This is a genomic window from Streptomyces sp. NPDC005962 (assembly GCF_040629205.1).
Lineage (GTDB): Bacteria > Actinomycetota > Actinomycetes > Streptomycetales > Streptomycetaceae > Streptomyces.
The window spans coordinates 197,257-216,775 of sequence record NZ_JBEXVE010000001.1 but is presented as its reverse complement, the minus strand read 5'-3'; the positions used below and the strand labels follow the sequence as shown (position 1 = coordinate 216,775).

Here is a 19,519-nt window from a genome sequence, read left to right as displayed (position 1 = left end):
TCAACCGGGGGCGGACGAATGGGGGACGAAATCCCCCGACTGATGGAATTCCGGACAGCACTCGCCGGGTTCCCCTCCCGTACGCGCGGCTCGACGCTCCGTTCCGATGTTCCCGACGTTCCCGACTCCGTTGTTCCCGACGTTCCCGTCGTTCTCGCTTTCATGGGCAGGTGAGTCAACGTGGCGCTTCGCGTTCTGATCGCAGACGATCATGCGGTGGTCAGGCAGGGCCTGCGCATGATCCTGGGACTCGACAACGAGATCAAGGTCGTCGGCGAGACGACCAACGGCCGCGAGGCCGTACGGCTGGCCCGGGAGCTGTGCCCCGACGTCGTCCTCATGGACCTGCTGATGCCCGTGATGGACGGGGTGTCGGCCACGGCGGAGATCCGCCAGGACATCCCCGAGGTCGAGGTGGTGGCGCTGACCAGCTCCCTCGACGACGCCATGGTGATGGGCGCGGTACGGGCCGGGGCGATCGGCTTCCTGCTCAAGAACGCCGAGGCCGACGACCTGCGGAACGCGGTGAAGTCCGCGGCCGCCGGACAGATCCATGTCTCCCCCGCCGCGATCTCCCGGCTGATGGGCCAGGTCCGCGAGCCGAGCGGGCCCGAACAGCTCACCGAGCGGGAGACCGAGGTGCTGACCATGCTGGCCCGCGGCAAGGCCAACAAGGAGATCGCCCGCGATCTGCGGATCGGCCAGCAGACCGTGAAGACGTACGTGAGCCACATCCTGACCAAACTCGGCGTCCAGAGCCGGACCCAGGCGGCGGTGTACGCCGTGCAGTCGGGGCTGGTACCGGCCGGTGAGCTGACCCCGCCCGAGGCACTGGAGTCCACGACGAGGGAGCAGTGGTGGTCGGCGTGATCGCTTTCGAGATACACGGGCACCGGTACGGGCCCGTCCATGGATACGGCCACGGGCCCGGCTTCCCCCTCCGGTGGCGGCGCCGCCGCGCGGCGCTCGCCGAGGTCACCGAGCGGGTCCTGACCGGCGAGCCGGGTGACGAGGTGCTGCGGCTGATCGCCCACCGGCTGCGCGAGCTGCTGGGCGCCGACCTGGCGCGGGTGATGGTGCTGGAGCCGGGCGACGTCCTGGCGATACGCGCCACCGACGGCACCCCGGACGCCATCCCCCGCGGGCTGCTGACCCCGGGCGGGTCCGCCCCCGCCCGCAAGGCGATCCGCGCCGGACGGCCCACGGTCTCCGGGGGCGAGCGCCGCTCCCTCTTCCACCGCGTCCCGCACGACGCGGCCCTGGCCTCCGTGCTGGACGCGCCGCTGCTGGTGCGCGGCCAGGCCGCGGGCGTGATCGAGGTCGCGACGCGGCGCGGCGGACGGCGACTCACCCGGGCCGACGTGAAGACCGTCCGGATGTTCGCCGAGCCCGCCGGGCTCGCCGTGGCCCGGCTCCGCGGCCGCGAACAGCTGCGCCGGGTGGCCGCGACCACCGCCGCGGCCGCCGGACAGGGTTCCGTACGGCGCGCCCTGGACTCCCTGGCCGCGGGCGCGGTGGCCCGTACCACCGCCGCGAGCTGCACCGTCTACCTCCTGGAGCCCGGTCCTGGCGCCGCCTTGCGCATGGCGGGCGGCGGCCACGGACACACCCCGCCGTCCCGTAAGCCCGCGCTGGAGGCGATCGCGGGCGCCACGCCCGTGATCCACCAGGGCGAGGCCGGGACCGGGGCGGCTCCGGCGCGGGGCGCGGTGGCCGCCTGGCCGCTGCTGCGCGAGACCACCGTGATCGGCGCGATGTGCTGCCACTTCCCGGCGGGCCGCCGCCCCGGCGAGACCGATATGACCGTCCTGGAGGTGATCGCGGGCCATGCGGCGTGCGTGGTGGAGCACGACCGGCAGCGCGCGGCCGCGCGGGAGACGGCGGTACGGGAGGAACGGCAGCGGGTCTCCCGGGAGCTGCACGACTCGGTCTCGCAGGCGCTGTACGGCATCGCACTGGGCGCCCGTACCGCCCGTGAGCTGCTGGAACGCGATCTGGCCGAGCCGACCGGAGTGGCCGAGCTGGCCCAGCTCGCCGAGCCGATCGAGTACATCAGGCGGCTCGCGGACGTCGCGATCGCCGAGACCCGGAGCCTGCTGTGCCAGCTGCGGCCCGAGTCGCTGGAGGCCGAGGGCCTGGTCGCGGCGCTCACCCAGCATGTGGAGACGCTGCGGGACCGGTACGGCATCACGGCCGAGGCGACGCTCGGGTCCGAGCCGGAGACCACGCCGGAGGCCAAACACGCTCTGTACCGGATCGCGCAGGAGTCGCTGCACAACATCGCCAAGCACTCCCGGGCCCGGAACGTCACCCTCCACCTGCTCAGCGGCCCCGGTACGGTCACGCTGACCGTGGCCGACGACGGCGTGGGCTTCGACTCCCGGGGCACCTACCCCGGCCATCTGGGCCTGCTCTCGATGCGCGAACGGGCCCGGGAGGTGGGCGGCACCCTGCTCGTGGACAGCCACCCGGGCCAGGGGAGCCGCATCCGGGCCACGGTCCCGGCCGAGCCGTGACGCCCCGAGCCGCGACGCCCCGAGCCGAACCCGAGCGACATATGAGACATTACTGACCTCCTACATCAACCCTTATGAAGGGACCCTTGAGGTGACCGTCGTCGGGAACCACACGCCCGGGAACCACACGCTGGCGAACCCCACGCTCGCGGACCACACGTGGGAACCGGAGCTGCGGGCCGCGCTGGCGGCGGTCGAGGACGGCCTCGTGGAGGCCACGCGCAGCGACATGCCGTTCATCGCCGAGGCCGCACGGCATCTGGCGCGCCCGGGCAGCCGCCGCTTACGGCCACTGCTGGTGCTGCTGGCCGCCCGCTTCGGCGATCCGGGCGCACCGGGCGTCGTCCCCGCGGCGGTCGTCGTCGAGCTGACCCATCTGGCGACGCACTACCACGACGACGTACGGCACGAGACGAACGCCTCGGTCGCCGTGCTCATCGGCGACTTCCTCTTCGCGCGTGCCTCCCGCCTCCTGGCCGGACTGGGACCACGGGCCGTACGGCTCCAGGCCGACGCGTTCAAATGCCTGGTCACCGGCCAGATCCTGGAGACAACCGGCCCCAGCGACGGCCACGACCCCGTCGCCCACCACCTACGGACCCTGGCCGCCCGCAGCGGCTCCCTCACCGCCGTCTCCGGCCGCCTCGGCGCGCTGACCTCGGGCGCCCCCGAGGAGGTCGCGGACACGCTCGCGGTGTACGGCGAGCGGCTGGGCGTGGCCCGCCACCTCGCCGCCGAACTGCGCTCCCCGATCCACGGCGCCCCCACGCTGCCCGTCCTGCTCTCCGGCGACCCGACGGCACCGGCCATGACCGAGGCCCGCCACGAGATGCTCCGCCAATGCGCCGCCGCCCGCGAGGCCCTCACCCCTCTCCCCACCGGCCCGGCCCGCACAGCCCTGGCAGAGCTATGCGACACAGTGGTCCAGACCGCCTGACGCCCCCGCGCCCACAGGACGACACGGACACCCACCCGGAGCCGCATCACTGCGCGGGCCCCCCACGCCGCACGGGCATTCGCCCACGCAACGGCACCGGCGTAGAGGCCCACCCGGCGCCAGCGCCTCCCCGAACGCCGCACCCGCGCCACCAAACCGACCTTCTCCCACGCCCGCACGACGACACGGGCACACGCCCACGCACGAGCACTCGCCCGCCCACCGGCACCGACACCGGCGTCAAGGCTCACCCCGCGCCAGCGCCTCCCCGAACCGCCGCAGCCGGGCCAGCGCTCCGAGGTCCAGCGCCTCCCGCCGCCGCACCAGCGCCCGCGTCACAACCCGCCGCACCCCCACGCCCCCACACGGGCCCGCCCCCACGCCACCGCACGGGCCCGCCCCCATGCCACCGCACGGGCCCGCCCCCATGCCACCGCACCGGTCGCCCACGTACGCACCGCCGCATCCACACCCGGCCGCGCCAGCGCCACCGCACCCACACCCGGCCGCGCCAGCACCACGTCCGCACGGGCACGCGCCCACACCACAACATCGGCAGGCGTCCGCGCCCGCACCCGCGCCCTGTCCCCTGTGCGTCTCCATCTCAGGGAAACCCCCGCCCGCCGCCGTCCGATTCCACTCGTGGCACGCCGGGGCAACCCGGCTACGGCGGCCACCAGTTGTGGCTGACCAGCAGCATCACCTGCAGTTGCACGCTCGCCGAGTAGTACCGGTCCGGCTCCGGCGGTGACGCGGCCATCCACTCCCACAGCGCGTCCAGCCACTCCTGCCCGCCGCCGCCCACCATCGCCGCCGCCCCGAACGGCGCGACGAACGCTCCCGCCGCGCCCTCCCCGTACGCCGCGCCGTCCAGCCGGTACCCGCACCGGATGCGGCCGGGGTCACCGTTCGCCGCCACACGCATCCACCGCCCCATCCGCCCGGCCGCCGCCCGCGCCCGCGCGTCGCCGCTCACCGCCGCGTCCGCCCCGAGCCGCCAGGGGTCGCGGCAGGCGTTCCAGTGGTGGTCACCGTCGTGCTCGCTCTCCAGCACCCGTCCCGGCGCGGGCTTCGGATCGCTCGTCGTGTCCACCACGAAGTCCGGCAGCAGCCCGGTGTCCGGCGCGTACCGCCGCTGCAGGTCCCCGGCCAGCGACAGATGCGTGTCCAGCGCCTCGCCCCACCGAGGGTCCCCCGTGGCCGCCCGGAACGCCCTGAAGTGGCCGGGCATCCAGTCCGAGGTCCGGGAGACCTCGTCGAAGTGGCCCGAGGACCAGTCGCCCAGCTTGATCGGCCCACCCGCCACGGGCAGGTCCGTCTCCCGGAGAGCGTCGATCCGCCGTATCGCCCGCGCCCGATAGCCGCCGCCACCCCGATCGCCGCCGTCACCCCAATCGCCGCCGTCACCCCACTGCCGGTCGGCGAGCAGCAGCCCGTACGCGATGTCCAGGTCACCGTCGGTCGCGGAATTCGCCCCTCCGACGTCCCGTCCCGCATCGTCCTGCTGCGCGGCGTGCAGATCGGGGTGACCGGCGGACGGATGGGCGAGCACGTACCGGAGGATTCCGTCGAAGACGTCCCGCGCATCGGGGTCGGCGCCCGCCATCAGCGCGCTGATCACCATGCCGTACCCCTGCGCCTCCGCGACATACGGATACGCGGCATCGGGGGCGTACACCGCGCACGAGTCATCGCCACGAGGCCGCACGAAATGGCTCTTCCACAGCCGGTAGTGCTCCAGCACCCGCCGGTCGGCCGCCGCCGGATCGCCGGAGGGCCGCAGCGTGCCGGGGGCGTACGCGAACGCATGGCCGCCGAACGGAACCGCGGCCCGCCCCGCGCTCATCGCAACGGCCGACGCCGCGCCCGCCGCGCCCCGTGCACGGCCAGGAAGATCAGATCGGCCACGAACACCGCCACCCCGATGACCAGCAGATAGCCCAGCCCGTGCACCACCGTGCCGATGAGCCCGAGCACCATCGCCACGATCACGACGAAGAGGAAGAGAGCCACCGCGCGACACCTCCCCGGCCCCGGCCCATCGGGGCGGTCATCAGCGGCGGGCGAGCCGCCGTTCGCCCGCGCCCGCCTGGTACGCCTTGCCGTAGTACTGGAAGATCGCGCCCTCCTCCTCGGCGGGCAGCACATCGTCCACACCGAGCGACGGGGCCTTCTTCACCAACGTCCGCGCGTACGCCACCTTGACGTAGCCCGGCCCGACGATCGCGTCGTCCACGGGAACGAAGACCAGGCGATGCCGCGTGGGCATCCCCGTACGCACCGTCGCCATCTGCGGCTCATCAGTGGACGTGGATACGTAGACCGACTCCAGCGCGCCGATCTTGCGCCCCTCGTCGTCCACGACATCGCGGTCGCGCCACTCACGGATATCAGCCGACTGGATCATGACCACACCTCCAGGCTGCTCCCCCTCCAGGCTGCGCCTCGCGGCGGCGTTCGACAACTGACGGAAATGATCAGGCGTGTGCGATTCGGCGAGGGGTACTCGGGCGGCGGAGGTTGATAATCATGGTCCCGCTTCTCGTGGTACTGCTTCTCGCGCTTCTTCTCTTCGGTGCCGGGTTCGCCCTGAAGGCACTGTGGTGGATCGCAGTGATCGTTCTCGCGGTCTGGCTGCTCGGCTTCATCGTCCGCCCCACTACGGGCGGCCGTCGTGGACGCTGGTACCGCTGGTAGCACACCACACGGAAATGGGGCCCGACCGGATTCCCGGTCGGGCCCCACTCATATGTCTCTCGGATACCGCTCGCCCTAGTCGGCTAGTCGGCTAGTCGGCTAGTCGGCCAACATCCCACGCCGCAGCCGCGTCAGCGCCTTCGTGAGCAGCCGCGACACATGCATCTGGGACACACCCAGCTCGGCACCGATCTCGGACTGCGTCATCTCCTCGCCGAAACGCATCTGGAGGATGCGGCGGTCCCGGTCACCGAGCTGCTCCACCAACGGCTTGAGAGCGTGCAGGTTCTCCACGACCTCCATGGCGGGATCGATCTCACCGATCCGGTCCGCGTACGTGGTGACGCGGGTCGTACCGGTCTCGGGATCGGCGGGCGCGTCCAGCGACGAGGTGCTGTAGCCATTGCTGGCCACCAGCCCGTCGAGGACCTCCTCCTCGCTCAGCTCCAGATGCTCGGCGAGCTCGGTCGTCGTCGGCGACCGGTCGAACCGCTGGAACAGCTCCTCGTTCGCCTTGGCCAGGTCGATCCGCAACTCCTGCAGCCGGCGCGGCACATGCACCGCCCAGCTCGTGTCACGGAAGAACCGCTTGATCTCACCGACGATGTACGGAACGGCGAAGGTCGTGAACTCCACCTCGCGGCTCAGGTCGAACCGGTCGATCGCCTTGATCAACCCGATCGTCCCGACCTGGACGATGTCCTCCATCTCCACCGAGCGATTACGGAACCGCCGGGCGGCGTACCGCACCAGCGAAAGATTCAACTCGATGAGGGTGTTGCGCACGTACTGGTAGTCGTGCGTCCCCTCTTCCAACTCAGTCAGCCGGTCAAGGAAGACCTTGGTCAGCGCTCGAGCGTCCTGTGGCGTCACCTTGGTCGGGTCCGCTACGGCCGGCAGGCCCACCACCGCGCACTTCGGCTCAGCCTCCCCTGCCGTCAGCTCCGACGAGTCCACGGTTGCGGTGCCGTTCACTTCGCCCTCCCTGCCCTTCGGCTTGTTGCAGCTGAACGAGGACCCGCCTACCCACCTTCCACACCCTCATGCCTACTTCGTCGCCGTCTTCGTGAACGTCTACGTCGCCACGGACCTCTTCGACGGTTCCGTCACGCGTGTGTCACACCGATCGATTCTCCATTGCGGCGGTTTCCCTGCGTTGTGAAGATAGCTCCGGTAACGACCTTCTCGTCCGGCAAGGGGAGCCGCATGAAGTTCGACATGGGAGCCCAGACGCTGTCGACTCTGCAGTCGAAGTCTCGTGGGTCCAGTGATGATCTAGGAACGTTGATCCGCCAACTGGTACAGGCGGCGGAGCCGTTGGAGGGGAAGTTCAACGGGTCCGGCAAGGTCGCCTTCGACTCGTTCAAGGCGCACTCGGACGAGATCGCATCGTCCCTGCAGAGTTCTCTGTCGGGCATCCTCGGCGGACAGTCGGGGATGAGCACCGCGTTCGGCTCGGGCGACCAGGAACAGGGCGACAACGCGCGGCAGCAGATGTCGTCGGCCAACTTCGACGCGGCGCGATTCGGCGGCCGTTGATTTTTGCGGGACCTGACCGGGACTTGACGGGGAGTGAGTGACTGATGGCTGGTGGCAATGACCGCCGCTCGTACGACACGGGCGCTTCGGCGGACGCACAGGGCAACATCCAGGCGGTGATCGCACGCCTGGAGCAGGTCATCACGGCGCGCGACGGCCAGGTGAAGGCGGCGATGGCCGACTTCACGGCGGATGGTGTGGCGGATGAGTACCACGGCAAGGAACTGCGCTGGAACCGTGCCTCCCAGGAGGTCAAGAGCATCATTCAGCTGCTGAAAACTACGCTCGAGAAGAACGACGGGACAGCACAGCACACGCTCTCGCGTGCGAAGTCCGCGGTCGACAACATCGGCTGACAGCCGCCGGGGGGCGTGACGTAAGACATGACGGGCTGGGACCTGCAGCCGCAGGGCATTTCGAGCGTGCTGAAGACGACGGGCGAGTTCGCCGCGAAGATCGAAAAGCACGCGACGGCATACGGGAAGCACCTTCAGTCGGCGGCCGAGAGCGCGGGCACCATCAGCGCCGACAGCGGCGGTGGCGGCAAGGGCGGGGAGGCCAAGGGCGGCCTCGTCGCCCTGGCCCTGTCCCAGTTCGCGGAGCACACCACCCCCGACCTCAAGTTCATCGCAGCGCGGGCGGGCAAGTCGCTGAACGGAGCGATGGACGCGACCACGGAGTACCTCAAGGGCGGCCAGCACATGGCCGAACGGGCCGCTCAGGCCCAGACCAAAGCCCTGAGCGCACCGGACCTGGACCCCAAGAAGCCGGGGACGCAGACCAGATGATCAAACCGGGAGAAATTCCCCAGTACACCGGCAACCTGGAACTGCTGGAAAAAGCCCACGGCAACCTGACGAAGGACGCCGGGCACATCCGCGACACCGGCGCCGACGTCCACACCCACTTCCAGGGCCTGTCCGCCTACTACAAAGCCCCCGAGGCCGAACGCCTCTTCGCGTCCACCAAACCGGTCAAGGACCGCGCCGACGGCTTCGCCGACGACCTGGGCAAGGTCTCCTCCGCCCTGTCGGAATACACCACCGAGATCCGCCCCCTGGTCACCAAACTCACCCAGCTCAAAGCCGACGCCACCACCTTCGTCAACGACAACAAAGACGACGACGACTGGGAATACGACGGCGACAAAGTCGACGAACACAACCAGCTCCGCGACGACATCACCAGCACCGTCGCCGCCTTCTGGGCCGCCGAACGCACCTGCCACAACAAAATCACCGCCCTCTTCGGCGGCACCCAGATGGTCGCCGGCGACGGATCAGACCGCAAGAACCAATACGGTTTCGCCGCAGACGACCTCAAGAACGCCAAGCTCCCCTGGGGCGACCCGGTCGAGGAAAAACACCACGCCTGGGAAATCGGCCACTGGGTCAAATCCTTCGTCTGGGACGGCATCATCGTCGACGGCGTCTGGGGCACCATCAAAGGCCTGGGCACCCTCGTCGGCGTCGACGGCTGGGACGCCATGGGCCAAGCCTGGAAAGGCCTCGCCCAACTCGGCACCGGCCTCGCCATCAGCACCATCCCCGGCGCCAGGGAAGCCTTCTGGTCCGCATCCGACGACCAGCTCCCCTCCTGGCTCCGCGACTCCCGCAACACCATGAAACAGACCGGCAAGGCACTCGTCGCCTGGGACGAATGGGGCAAGAACCCGGGCCGCGCCGCCGGAGCCGTCACCTTCAACGTCGTCACCACCGTCTTCACCGGCGGAGCAGGCGGCGCCGCCGCCGGAGCCGGAAAAGCCGGCGCCGTCGCCAAGGTCCTGTCCGCGACCGGCAAAGTCGGCCGCGTCATCGACCCCATGACCTACGTCGCCAAGGGCGCCGGAGCCGGACTGTCCAAAATCGGCGACATCGCCAAAGGCCTCAAAGGCATCGGGAAGATCGACGTCCCCGAACTCCCCGAAGGCACGGTCACCCTCCCGGAGGGCTCCCTCCTCTCCCCCGACGGCACCGTGCACCCGCCCGGCACGGCCGTCCCCGAGGGTGCGATCAAGATCCCCGAGGGAAGCGTCAAACTCCCGGACGGGGGCCCGGTCCTTCCCCCCGACACGGTCAAGCTCCCCGGCGACGGCGCCCCGAAGTACATGGACACCGAGGGCAACATCTACAAGGCGGACGGCACCCTCGACAACGACGTCCGCCAGGCTCCCACCGACACCGTCGACCGCCCCACGAACCCCACCACCGGAGCCGACACCCCCCGAGTCGACACCCTGGCGCAGGAACCCGCCCTCGCCGGAGCTGGCACCCGCACCGCCGACAATGCGATTCACACTGGCGAAAGCACCACAGCGAACAGCCCAATCGATACCGAACGTTCCGGGGGCGACATCGCTCAAAGGGGTACGCACAGCGGAGACAGCAACCTCTCCGATTCCGGGCACTCCACAGAGCACAACACGACCGACGGGCCGCATACGAATAGTCCCGATAGCCACCACAACCCCCCTGAAGGGCTCAACGGCAGCGACCACACGACTCCCAACGGTGAGGAACGTGTCCCTGAGGGGCATGACGAGTCAGCCATCTCGGATCCCGAGCCTGCCGTCGGCCACGACGCGGCCGACATGGCGACCCGACGTGACTTCAAGGCGCGAATCGCACCCGAGTCTACGATCCCGGCGCCCCCCAAAGAGCCCGGCGACATCGTGCTGGACACTGGCGATCCCGTCTACTTCAGAGATGGCAGAACGGCTATCGGCTACGATAAAAACACCCGAGTCAACTTCGATAATGTGCAGTCACTGAACGGCTATCACGACGTGGTTGTGCACGGAAACAACCAAGGCTTCTTTGCGCCTGGCCGGGTCAACGAGACTGGATCCGGTTTCACAGCCGGAGACACTCATCCGACACATATCGCTGACGCGATCCGCGCCAACCCGAGCTACGATGGGGGGCCCGTACGACTGGTGTCCTGCCACACAGGCACGATCGCGGAAGGCGCGTTGGATATCCCCGCAGCCCAGTCAATCGCCAACGAACTGGGAGTTCCTGTGATGGCCCCGACGAACAAGGTCGGCGTAAACTCTAGGCTTGGCCCCGGCCAGACTCCGAATATCCATGATGGGGGATACTGGCGAACCTTCCTACCCATCGTGCAGTGAGAGGGGAACACCACATGAAAATCGCCGACTTCTTCCAGGAACTCTGGCCACAGTCTTTCGGGTCCCCCGCAGGAAGTCTAAAAGATTTCCTCGCAGCAAGTCCCTACCAAGACGACCAAAAAATTGCAGAATACCTACTGGCCGGGCACGATATCTATAGCGTCATGGGATCTTCCGAAGATGTACTGGGCTCCGGAAAGACTATTCTCGGCGGTGACTCAATCTACACCGACGGCGAGTGGCTGTGGCGAGGTGATCTTTGGTTCTATGTCCGGACCCACCACGTAAAACTCCCAGAGGAATTCCTTGCCCAAATCAGGGAGAGCAACTACGCAGTACCTGCCGAGAACGAGCCTCAACTCATTGAAATCGCAAAGTACGTCCAGAAAAATCTGTGAACCGAATCGACATCGACGACCCAGACGTGGACATGGATAACGGCCAACGCCTGCTGTACCGGGGCGAGCTGTTCACCGGTGAGGTCGAGGAGCGCCTGGGAGATTCGGTCGTCAGCTTGGACGCGTACGTGGACGGCATCCAGCACGGTCCCAGTCGCGAGTGGTACAAGGACGGCACGCTCCGCTCTGAGGGCACAGCCCGCACGGGGTGCCCCGTCGGGGTTTCACGGGAGTGGCACCCCAACGGCACACTCGCATCCGAGCGAGTCTTCGAAGAGGATGGCTTGACCCTGATAGAAGACCGTCAGTGGGACGAGGAAGGGCGGGCCACCAAAGACTGGCGCAAGAGCTGAGGCAGCCGCCCTCCGACGTGAACGTGCCCAACGTGGACAGCCCCATTCAAGGAACCGGCCTTGGCCGCGGCAGGAGCCCACACGGTCGACAACACGGCTTCCACTGCCCATGTCGCCGACGGCGTCAACGGCCCGGCCGCTCACACCGGAAACCAACTGCCGAGCGGGTAGCGCGGGCGACCACTTCTCCAGAGATCACGGCGACCGTCCGGCTCATACGGGAGGCACGCCCCCGGACAACGTGAAGAGCGAATGTGCCGGCTCGGGGCCTCCGCATTTCTCGATTACCTTACCGTCGATCTGGTGACGTCTTCGGACGCCTGGATGCCGTACGACCTCAAAGGCCGTCCCCAGCCCACCGTGTACGCGGCCAACGCTCCCCGGCTGTCCGCCGCCCTCCACGATCTCTCGGAGGCACTCAATATGGAGACCGATCCCGACGACCCGACCTACTTCGGCAAGCCGACCGAGACCGGCATCGAAAACTACTTCGTCGACGACGGCACAGCGTCCGACGTGTGATCCAGCTTCGAGGTCCTCACTCGGTACGACATGTTCATGCACGCGCCTGGTTTTGACCTCATCGGCTACAAGCGCGACGCGGACGGCGAAGTCCAGTACGTTCCCGTGCGAAGTGAGCACCAGGTGCTCGGATACCTCTGGGCCTCCGACGCCGAGAACGCGGCGAGCTTCGAGCCACGGGACGTCGGGAACGAGGACGTACACAAGGAGGGTCTCAAGTGGCTGGACCGGCTGCGCTCAGCGTACGACCGGGGACTGTCCCCCTCCCAAGCCCTCGCCGAGTTGGCCGACCTCTCGGAGGCCGACGAGCCCGGCACGTGTGACCTGGTGTCATTGCGAAGACTCACAAACGAAGGCTGACCCCGCGGGGCGATCGCGCCCGCCGCACCCCCTGTCCGACCTGCCCCTCCCTCTCACTACCCGCGCCTGGGAGACCCGGTGGACCTGTCCGGCCGGCAGGACTTCGAACGCCTCATGCGCCATCCGAAGGGGGCGTAACCGCGGACAGCCGGGCGCCCCGGCTCTCGGCGATCCGGTGCGCATCGCGCAGCGCCTCGGCCAGCCGCGCGGCAAGATACCGGAGCTGCACGGGGGTGGCCTTGCCGTCGCCGAGCATGTCGGCGGCGTGGTCGAGGAGTTCCGAGGCCATACCGAGCTGCACGCACTCGACGTTGTCGGCGACGCGGGACACGTAACCGGTCCCGTCGCCGATCACGTAACAGGGCTTGCCCTCCGCAGTGGACCAAGGGAGCAATCGGGCCCCGCCCGGCAGGCTGATCACGCGGCTACCTCCATGTCATCGACTTTCCCGTGCATCGCTGTGTAGCGATCCACTCACAGAGTGAGACGTGCCGGGCTAGGCTCGCCAGTAATCAGCAGGTGACAGAGGTTCTGTCGCAAGGGGGTTGATCAGTGAGCAGCATCTACGGCGACTGGCTCAAGGAACAACGCGGAGCGGCGGGCATGACTCAACAGGAGCTGGCCGACGCGGCGATCATGACGCGCTCGCACATCTCCCACATCGAGGCCGGCCGCCGCATCCCGTCCAAGGAAGACGCACGCCGACTGGATCAGGCCCTGAACACGGGAAATGTGCTGAGCAGCTTCCTGCCGCAGGACGACACACCGGTCGCCGACTACTTCGAGGTCGCGCGGCAGCTCGAACAACAGGCAACCATGATCCACGAATTCGCGTTGTCGTACGTCCCCGGCATCCTGCAAACCAAAAGGTACGCAGGTGCGGTCCTGCGCTCTGCGTTCCCCCCTCGGAGTGACGAGGAATGTGACAAGCTCGTCGTCGCACGACTTGAGCGAGCGGAGATCCTCAACGACCCGGTGACGCCCGTAGTGTGTGCTCTGTTGGACGAGGCGGTGCTACGCCGCCCGGTTGGCGGCCCGGAGGTCATGGCCGAGCAGATCATGCACCTGATCGGTCTGGGGGAGAGCGCCCGTGTGCGCATTCATGTCCTGCCATTCGGCCTGGGTACTCACCCGTTGTTGTCGAGCATGCTGTCGCTGATGTGTTTCGAGGACCAGCCCCCGGCCGCCTACAGCGAAGCTCATTGCGTCGGAAGACTGCACGACTCTCCCTCCCTGGTTGAACGGCTTCGGGCCACATACGCTCTTGTGCTGGGTGACGCACTGCCGCTGAAGGAGTCTCTTGCCCTGATGAGGGCGACCGCGAAGGAGTACGGACATCATGGCTGAGTACATAATCCGGGACACAGCCGCGCTGGGCGGCTGGCGGAAGTCGTCGTACAGCAACCCCGACGGGGGCAGCTGCCTCGAAGTCCTGGACGGCTACCCCTCAGGCGTCCCCGTCCGCGACTCCAAGACCCTCCACGGCCCCGCACTTGTCTTCCCGGCGGCCAGTTGGTCATCGTTCGTCACCGCCGTCAAAGACGACGCTCGGCTCACATCAGGATGACGCGCCCGCGCCGCCCCAGCTCGGTCAACAGCGCCCGGGAGGACTCGCAGGCGTTCCAGCGCAGGTACAGCTTCTCCAGCGCGGGCATGTCGACGCCCCCGTCGAAGCGGCCCAACTCATCGAAGCAACCATCGAAAATGGACCCCGACACGGAGCAATGACCCGTTTGATGGATTCCGAGCAGCCGCCCTCCGAAGTACACGGCTGGTTGACCAGGATTGGCTGGTCCCCGGGCCGTGACATCGGAGAGCGCGCCGACGAACTCATCCAGGTACGGGTGCGGGACGCCGAACGACAGGGAGCGCCCCTGACACCAGTACCGGCCGCCGTACGTTTCATCCACACGTATGGCTTGCTCAGTCTCAGCCACCCCACGGTGCAGGGGGTTGCTTTGGTCGTGGAACCGACGGTCGGGTACGACGGTGACGTCAAATCGATCCGGGAACTGGCACGCGGACTCGGAGTCGAAATTTTTCCCATCGGATACGAATCGTCCGAGCAGGGAATTATCTTGGCAGACGAAACAGGGCGCTTCTTCCACCTCCACCACACCGGAGGGTACTACTTGGGGGAGAATGAATTCGACGCATTCTCTCGTTTCATGGGCGGCCTAACTGAACCAGACGCGGAGGACTTCTTTGCCTGAGCAGTTCCCGGCCGTTTCCTCTTCCCTGCTGATCGGCGGCAAAGTGGGCCACAGGGTGCGGGGCGTGGACACTACAGGGAAGTCATTCCATGAAAATCGCCGACTTCTTCCAGGAACTTTGGCCACTGTCTTTCGGGGAGCCCATTGGGAACCTGAGAGATTTCCTCACTTCGACCCCCTACGAAGACTCCAAAAAGTCACAGAATACCTGTTGGCCGGACACGAAATATACAGCTTTATGGGCTCATCCAAAGACGTGCTGGGTTCCGGACGGACCATCCTCGGCGGTGACTCCATCTACTCTGATGGCGAGTGGCTATGGCGTGGGGACCTTTGGTTCTACGTACGGACCTATCACGTAACACTTCCGGTAGAATTTCTCGCGCAGGTCAGAAAGAATGAATACCTGGTGCCTGCCGAGAACGAGCCCCAACTCATGGAAATCGCAAAATGCGTCCAGAAAAATCTGTGAGGCGGTGCCGAAGACGGCGACTCGCACAGCCGAGGTCCTCAGGAGGCACAACCTCTCGACGGCCGTCCAGTCTCACCGCCCTCGACGACCGCCGCTCCTGCGTCGTCGCCGAGGCCGACGAGCCGACCGCGTGAACGGTGGCGCTCTCCTCGACCGTGGCCATGATGCCGCCGAGGACGAGGCGATACGGCCGCCGGGGCGCGTACGGGTCCGGCGGCGGCGGACGGTCGGCTTGGTCGGGTACTGCCCGCTCGCTGTCGGGGTGTTCGGCATGTACGGGCCGTTGGTCGACACATTCCGAACATTCAGAGACGCATTCCGAACATTCTGACTCGACGCGCATGCCCTCCAGGCGCCGGACGGAGATAACTGGCAGGGTGGTGTGCTGCTTGCCTTGGTCGCCCCGGGTGGTCATCGCCCTTTCGTTGAAGGCCAGTTGAAAGTCAATGGACGGCCGGTGGAAGGCCAGTGGAAGGTCGGTGGACATCTTGGAGCCACCGCTTGTTACGCATGAGTACTCGCACCCCCGATTGCCCCAGCGGTCCGGCACTTGATAAAGATGGTTGTGTATATAGCCGCTCAGCCTGGCAGGGGGAGTCCAGATGAAGTTCGACATGGGATCGCAGGTTCTGTCGAGTCTGGCATCGAAGTCACGTGGGTCCAGCGATGACCTGCGAACGCTCATCCAGCAGCTGGTACAGGCAGCGGAGCCGCTGGAGGGGAAGTTCAACGGGTCCGGCAAGGTCGCCTTCGACTCGTTCAAGGCGCACTCGGACGAGATCTCGTCGTCCCTGCAGAGCTCCCTGTCCGGCATCCTCGGCGGACAGTCGGGGATGAGCACCGCGTTCGGCTCGGGCGACCAGGAACAGGGCGACAACGCGCGGCAGCAGATGTCGTCGGCCAACTTCGACGCGGCGCGGTTCGGCGGCCGTTGATCGTTGCGGAACCTGACGGGGACTTGACGGGGAGTGAGTGACTGATGGCTGGTGGCAATGACCGCCGCTCGTACGACACGGGCGCTTCGGCGGACGCACAGGGCAACATCCAGGCGGTGATCGCACGCCTGGAGCAGGTCATCACGGCACGCGACGCCCAGGTGAAGGCAGCGATGGCCGACTTCACCGCGGACGGTGTGGCGGATGAGTACCACGGCAAGGAACTGCGCTGGAACCGCGCCTCGCAAGAGGTCAAGAGCATCATCCAGCTGCTGAAAACCACGCTGGAGAAGAACGACGGGACGGCGCAGCACACGCTCTCGCGTGCGAAGTCCGCGGTCGACAACATCGGCTGATCTGGCGCGCACGAGCGCCAGACGGTAACGGGGAGCACGGGTAAGGCATGACGGGTTGGGACCTGCAGCCGCAGGGTATTTCGAGCGTGCTGAAGACGACGGGCGAGTTCGCCGCGAAGATCGAGAAGCACGCGACGGCGTACGGGAAGCACCTTCAGTCGGCCGCGGAGCACGCGGGCACGATCAGTGCCGACGGTGGCGGCAGCGGCGGTCAGGGTGGCAAGGAAGCCAAGGGTGGTCTGGTCGCTCTTGCCCTGTCCCAGTTCGCGGAGCATACGACGCCTGATCTGAAGTTCATCGCGGCGCGGGCGGGTAAGTCGCTGAACGGGGCGATGGACGCGACCACGGAGTACCTCAAGGGCGGCCAGCACATGGCCGAACGGGCCGCTCAGGCCCAGACCAGCGCACTTAGCGCGCCGGATCTGGACCCGAAGAAGCCGGGGACGCAGACCGGATGATCAAGCCGGGAGAGATTCCCCAGTACACCGGCAACCTGGAGCTGCTGGAAAAAGCCCACGGCAGCCTCAAGACCGATGCCGGGCACATCCGCGACACCGGCGCGGATGTCCACACCCACTTCCAGGGCCTGTCCGCCTACTACAAGGCCCCCGAGGCCGAGCGGCTCTTCGCGTCCACCAAACCGGTCAAGGACCGCGCCGACGGCTTCGCCGACGACCTGGGCAAGGTCTCCTCCGCACTGTCGGAGTACGCCACCGACATCCGCCCCCTGGTCACCAAACTCACCCAGCTCAAAGCCGACGCCACCACGTTCGTCAACGACAACAAAGACGACGACGACTGGGAATACGACGGCGACAAAGTCGACGAACACAACCAGCTCCGCGACGACATCACCAGCACCGTCGCCGCCTTCTGGGCCGCCGAACGCACCTGCCACAACAAAATCACCGCCCTCTTCGGCGGCACCCAGATGGTCGCGGGCGACGGATCAGACCGCAAAAACCAATACGGCTACAAGGCCGACGACCTCAAAAACGCCAAACTCCCCTGGGGCGACCCGGTCGAAGAGAAGCACCACGTCTGGGAAGTCGGCCACTGGGTCAAATCGTTCGTCTGGGACGGCCTGATCGTCGACGGCGTCTGGGGCACCATCAAAGGCCTGGGCACCCTCGTGGGCTGCGGCGGCTGGGACGCCATGGGCCAAGCCTGGAAAGGCCTCGCCCAGCTGGGGACCGGCCTCGCCATCAGCACGATCCCCGGAGCCAGGGAAGCCTTCTGGTCTGCGCCAGACGACAAACTCCCCTCCTGGCTGCGCGACTCGCGCACCGCCATGAAGGAAACCGGCAAAGCCCTGGTCGCCTGGGACGAATGGGGCAAAAATCCGGGCCGGGCGGCCGGTGCGGTCACCTTCAACGTCGTCACCACCGTCTTCACCGGCGGAGCAGGCGGCGCCGCCGCGGGAGCAGGCAAGGCCGGCGCTGTCGCCAAGGCCCTCTCCGTCGCCGGCAAGGCGGGCCGGGTCATCGACCCCATGACCTACGTCGCCAAGGGTGCCGGAGCCGGACTGTCCAAGATCGGCGACATCACCAAGGGACTGAAGGGGATCGGGAAGGTCGACGTCCCCCATCTGCCCGACGGCGCGGTACAGCTGCCCAACGGATCCCTCCTGGAGCCGAACGGCAACCTCGTCCCCCCTCCTCCGCCGGGCTCCGTCGACGTGGCCCCCGCCGCGCACGGCGCGGGCCACGGTGCCTCCGGCCTGCCGGAGTCCTGGCAAATCCAGCAGCCCGGAGCCCCGTTCCCGGCAGGCGCGCATGCGCCGGGAGCAGCTCCGGGGCACGTCCCGAGCGGTGCCCCCGGCCAACCGGCCTGGTACGCGCCGGGCGGCATGGACCACCAGGTGCCGGGCGGCCACGTACCGACCGGCGGTGCACCGGGGCACGTACCGGCCGACGGCCACGTACCGACCGGCGGTCCCGCGCACGCGCCGGGCTCCTACGGGCCCAACCCCGCGTCCTTCGACAACGCGGCGGGCGGCAACGCCGGACACGTGCCTGCGGGCGGCCACGGCACATCGACGCCGTGGTATCACCAGACCCCGTCGAACCACGTCCCGGGTGCCCCTGCCGGGCATGTGCCGGGCGAGGTCGGCAGCCACGTACCGGGCCAGGCCGGCCCGCACGTCCCCGCCCACGACGTTCCGGGCACCGGCCACCCGCATGGCACCGATGCCCCGCACGGGCCGGGCCATGACGCTCCCGGCGCGCACGGTCACGACGGTTCGCATGGTGGATACGGCGACGATGCGGCGCATGCCGGTGACCACGTGAACGACGTGGCGGAAGCCGCCGCGCACCACGGCACCGACGCGCCGGTCGCCCCGGGCCACGGGGGCACGGACGTACCGGGCAGCGGTGCCGCGGAGCCGTTCGAGTACAAGCCACACATGTCGGCGGATGACTTCGACGACCTGGCCACAGACGCGGAGAAGCACGCGGTGGCCACGGCGGAGCTGGAGCGGGGGACGAACCACTGGCCCAGCTCCAGCGACAAAGCAGGACAGGCCTACGGCGACGCGTACTGGAACGACTACATCGATCAGCTCGGACAGCGCGACCCCGCCGGAAGCAAGGCGCTGACCACGTACAGCGGCAACTCCTACAAGGCGATCAACGAGCCGCTTCGAAATAAAGTGGACCTGCCCTCCGCCACGCAGAAGGTTATCGACAACATGGACCGGGTCATGGGCACCCGCCCTGTTCCCGAGGACATCATGGTGGTCCGTGGCACTGCCGTCGATCACCTCAACCTGCGATCTCCGCTCGAAATGCAGGGCAAGATCTACGACGACCTCGGATACACCTCCACGTCACTCGGCAAGACCCCGGCCTTCGCGCACAAACCTGTACACATGCATCTGCGGGTACCGAAGGACACGCCTGCTCTCTGGATCGACCGCATCTCCGATAACCCAGGGGAGCGGGAGCTGCTCCTAGCTCGTGGTACGGAATACAAGGTGACGCGCGTCTTCGAGGACTCGGCCGGAACGTGGCAGGTCTACGGAGAAGTTCTCCCGAGGCCGAAGCCGTAGCCGCGTCCCCATGGGACAGCTGATTCGAGGAGTATGGAC

The 19,519-nt window shown here is 67.7% G+C and carries 26 protein-coding genes; 20 read left to right on the top strand and 6 right to left on the bottom strand.

The genetic code is table 11. The features are described from left to right. Positions 1–180: 180 nt before the first annotated feature. The 3 genes from ABZ370_RS01055 to ABZ370_RS01045 all read left to right on the top strand — a co-directional run bounded on the left by ABZ370_RS01055 (position 181) and on the right by ABZ370_RS01045 (position 3,453). Positions 181–870, top strand: coding sequence for a response regulator transcription factor (locus ABZ370_RS01055; protein ID WP_358614800.1), 690 nt, complete (start codon positions 181–183; stop codon positions 868–870). Then, a complete protein-coding gene (locus ABZ370_RS01050; protein WP_358614798.1) occupies positions 867–2,516 on the top strand; it encodes a GAF domain-containing sensor histidine kinase in 1,650 nt (549 codons plus the stop codon). The genes ABZ370_RS01055 and ABZ370_RS01050 overlap by 4 nt, the downstream gene beginning before the upstream one ends. A gap of 130 nt (positions 2,517–2,646) precedes the next feature. After that, complete coding sequence (locus ABZ370_RS01045; protein ID WP_358615987.1) at positions 2,647–3,453, top strand: polyprenyl synthetase family protein; 807 nt, start codon at positions 2,647–2,649, stop codon at positions 3,451–3,453. Positions 3,454–4,117: 664 nt separating this feature from the next. On the opposite strand, the gene ABZ370_RS01040 is transcribed toward ABZ370_RS01045, so the two are convergent. From ABZ370_RS01040 to ABZ370_RS01030, 3 genes are read right to left on the bottom strand one after another with little or no spacing between them, the layout of a single operon-like run. Continuing rightward, positions 4,118–5,299 (bottom strand): glycosyl hydrolase family 8, encoded by a 1,182-nt coding sequence (locus ABZ370_RS01040; protein ID WP_358614796.1) that lies wholly within the window; start codon positions 5,297–5,299, stop codon positions 4,118–4,120. Next, positions 5,296–5,466, bottom strand: a complete 171-nt coding sequence (locus ABZ370_RS01035; protein WP_358614794.1) for a hypothetical protein — start codon at positions 5,464–5,466, stop codon at positions 5,296–5,298. The genes ABZ370_RS01040 and ABZ370_RS01035 overlap by 4 nt, the downstream gene beginning before the upstream one ends. A 40-nt stretch (positions 5,467–5,506) precedes the next feature. Then, positions 5,507–5,860, bottom strand: coding sequence for a PRC-barrel domain-containing protein (locus ABZ370_RS01030; protein ID WP_358614792.1), 354 nt, complete (start codon positions 5,858–5,860; stop codon positions 5,507–5,509). Between the two features lie 122 nt (positions 5,861–5,982). On the opposite strand from ABZ370_RS01030, the gene ABZ370_RS01025 reads away from it, so the two are divergent. Next, positions 5,983–6,150 (top strand): hypothetical protein, encoded by a 168-nt coding sequence (locus ABZ370_RS01025; protein ID WP_009716824.1) that lies wholly within the window; start codon positions 5,983–5,985, stop codon positions 6,148–6,150. Between the two features lie 99 nt (positions 6,151–6,249). Here ABZ370_RS01025 and ABZ370_RS01020 read toward each other — a convergent pair whose 3' ends face one another. Continuing rightward, the gene (locus ABZ370_RS01020; RefSeq protein ID WP_358615984.1) at positions 6,250–7,059 is read right to left on the bottom strand and encodes an RNA polymerase sigma factor SigF; all 810 of its coding nucleotides are present in this window, start codon (positions 7,057–7,059) and stop codon (positions 6,250–6,252) included. Between the two features lie 297 nt (positions 7,060–7,356). Between ABZ370_RS01020 and ABZ370_RS01015 the strand changes: the two genes are divergently transcribed. The 8 genes from ABZ370_RS01015 to ABZ370_RS00980 all read left to right on the top strand — a co-directional run bounded on the left by ABZ370_RS01015 (position 7,357) and on the right by ABZ370_RS00980 (position 12,452). Then, positions 7,357–7,689: a hypothetical protein gene (locus tag ABZ370_RS01015; RefSeq protein WP_358614789.1), complete on the top strand. Its 333-nt coding sequence runs from the start codon at positions 7,357–7,359 to the stop codon at positions 7,687–7,689. A gap of 44 nt (positions 7,690–7,733) precedes the next feature. After that, entirely contained in the window at positions 7,734–8,045 is a 312-nt protein-coding gene (locus tag ABZ370_RS01010; protein ID WP_358614787.1) for a pore-forming ESAT-6 family protein, read from the top strand. A gap of 27 nt (positions 8,046–8,072) precedes the next feature. Further along, positions 8,073–8,477, top strand: coding sequence for a DUF6507 family protein (locus tag ABZ370_RS01005; protein ID WP_358614785.1), 405 nt, complete (start codon positions 8,073–8,075; stop codon positions 8,475–8,477). Then, complete coding sequence (locus tag ABZ370_RS01000) at positions 8,474–10,819, top strand: hypothetical protein (protein ID WP_358614783.1); 2,346 nt, start codon at positions 8,474–8,476, stop codon at positions 10,817–10,819. The genes ABZ370_RS01005 and ABZ370_RS01000 overlap by 4 nt, the downstream gene beginning before the upstream one ends. A 14-nt stretch (positions 10,820–10,833) precedes the next feature. After that, positions 10,834–11,217: a hypothetical protein gene (locus ABZ370_RS00995; RefSeq protein WP_358614781.1), complete on the top strand. Its 384-nt coding sequence runs from the start codon at positions 10,834–10,836 to the stop codon at positions 11,215–11,217. Beyond that, a complete protein-coding gene (locus tag ABZ370_RS00990; protein ID WP_358614779.1) occupies positions 11,214–11,570 on the top strand; it encodes a hypothetical protein in 357 nt (118 codons plus the stop codon). The genes ABZ370_RS00995 and ABZ370_RS00990 overlap by 4 nt, the downstream gene beginning before the upstream one ends. Positions 11,571–11,873: 303 nt before the next feature. Continuing rightward, positions 11,874–12,092, top strand: a complete 219-nt coding sequence (locus ABZ370_RS00985) for a hypothetical protein (protein ID WP_358614777.1) — start codon at positions 11,874–11,876, stop codon at positions 12,090–12,092. Positions 12,093–12,122: 30 nt separating this feature from the next. Further along, positions 12,123–12,452, top strand: coding sequence for a hypothetical protein (locus ABZ370_RS00980; protein ID WP_358614775.1), 330 nt, complete (start codon positions 12,123–12,125; stop codon positions 12,450–12,452). 112 nt (positions 12,453–12,564) lie between these two features. Here the strand turns inward: ABZ370_RS00980 and ABZ370_RS00975 are convergent, their stop codons facing one another. Next, positions 12,565–12,873, bottom strand: coding sequence for a hypothetical protein (locus ABZ370_RS00975; protein WP_358614773.1), 309 nt, complete (start codon positions 12,871–12,873; stop codon positions 12,565–12,567). Positions 12,874–13,004: 131 nt separating this feature from the next. Between ABZ370_RS00975 and ABZ370_RS00970 the strand changes: the two genes are divergently transcribed. After that, complete coding sequence (locus tag ABZ370_RS00970) at positions 13,005–13,799, top strand: helix-turn-helix transcriptional regulator (RefSeq protein ID WP_358614771.1); 795 nt, start codon at positions 13,005–13,007, stop codon at positions 13,797–13,799. Next, a complete protein-coding gene (locus ABZ370_RS00965; protein WP_358614769.1) occupies positions 13,792–14,019 on the top strand; it encodes a DUF397 domain-containing protein in 228 nt (75 codons plus the stop codon). Before ABZ370_RS00970 ends, ABZ370_RS00965 begins: the two co-directional genes overlap by 8 nt. Here ABZ370_RS00965 and ABZ370_RS00960 read toward each other — a convergent pair. Then, positions 14,006–14,134: a hypothetical protein gene (locus ABZ370_RS00960; protein ID WP_358614767.1), complete on the bottom strand. Its 129-nt coding sequence runs from the start codon at positions 14,132–14,134 to the stop codon at positions 14,006–14,008. The genes ABZ370_RS00965 and ABZ370_RS00960 overlap by 14 nt on opposite strands. A gap of 54 nt (positions 14,135–14,188) precedes the next feature. Here ABZ370_RS00960 and ABZ370_RS00955 point away from each other — a divergent pair, with 54 nt between their 5' ends. From ABZ370_RS00955 to ABZ370_RS00930, 6 genes are all read left to right on the top strand, one after another. Continuing rightward, the gene (locus ABZ370_RS00955) at positions 14,189–14,665 is read left to right on the top strand and encodes an SUKH-3 domain-containing protein (RefSeq protein WP_358614765.1); all 477 of its coding nucleotides are present in this window, start codon (positions 14,189–14,191) and stop codon (positions 14,663–14,665) included. Then, on the top strand, positions 14,658–15,137 hold the full coding sequence (locus tag ABZ370_RS00950; RefSeq protein ID WP_358614764.1) for a hypothetical protein: 480 nt from the start codon (positions 14,658–14,660) through the stop codon (positions 15,135–15,137). Before ABZ370_RS00955 ends, ABZ370_RS00950 begins: the two co-directional genes overlap by 8 nt. Positions 15,138–15,739: 602 nt before the next feature. Beyond that, positions 15,740–16,072: a hypothetical protein gene (locus ABZ370_RS00945; protein ID WP_358614762.1), complete on the top strand. Its 333-nt coding sequence runs from the start codon at positions 15,740–15,742 to the stop codon at positions 16,070–16,072. A 44-nt stretch (positions 16,073–16,116) separates the two neighbouring features. Continuing rightward, complete coding sequence (locus ABZ370_RS00940; RefSeq protein ID WP_358614760.1) at positions 16,117–16,428, top strand: pore-forming ESAT-6 family protein; 312 nt, start codon at positions 16,117–16,119, stop codon at positions 16,426–16,428. A gap of 47 nt (positions 16,429–16,475) precedes the next feature. Beyond that, positions 16,476–16,886 carry a DUF6507 family protein gene (locus ABZ370_RS00935; protein ID WP_358614758.1) on the top strand — a complete coding sequence of 137 codons (411 nt, stop codon included), beginning with the start codon at positions 16,476–16,478 and terminating at the stop codon, positions 16,884–16,886. Then, complete coding sequence (locus ABZ370_RS00930) at positions 16,883–19,480, top strand: ADP-ribosyltransferase (protein ID WP_358614756.1); 2,598 nt, start codon at positions 16,883–16,885, stop codon at positions 19,478–19,480. The genes ABZ370_RS00935 and ABZ370_RS00930 overlap by 4 nt, the downstream gene beginning before the upstream one ends. The last annotated feature ends 39 nt before the right edge of the window (positions 19,481–19,519 follow it).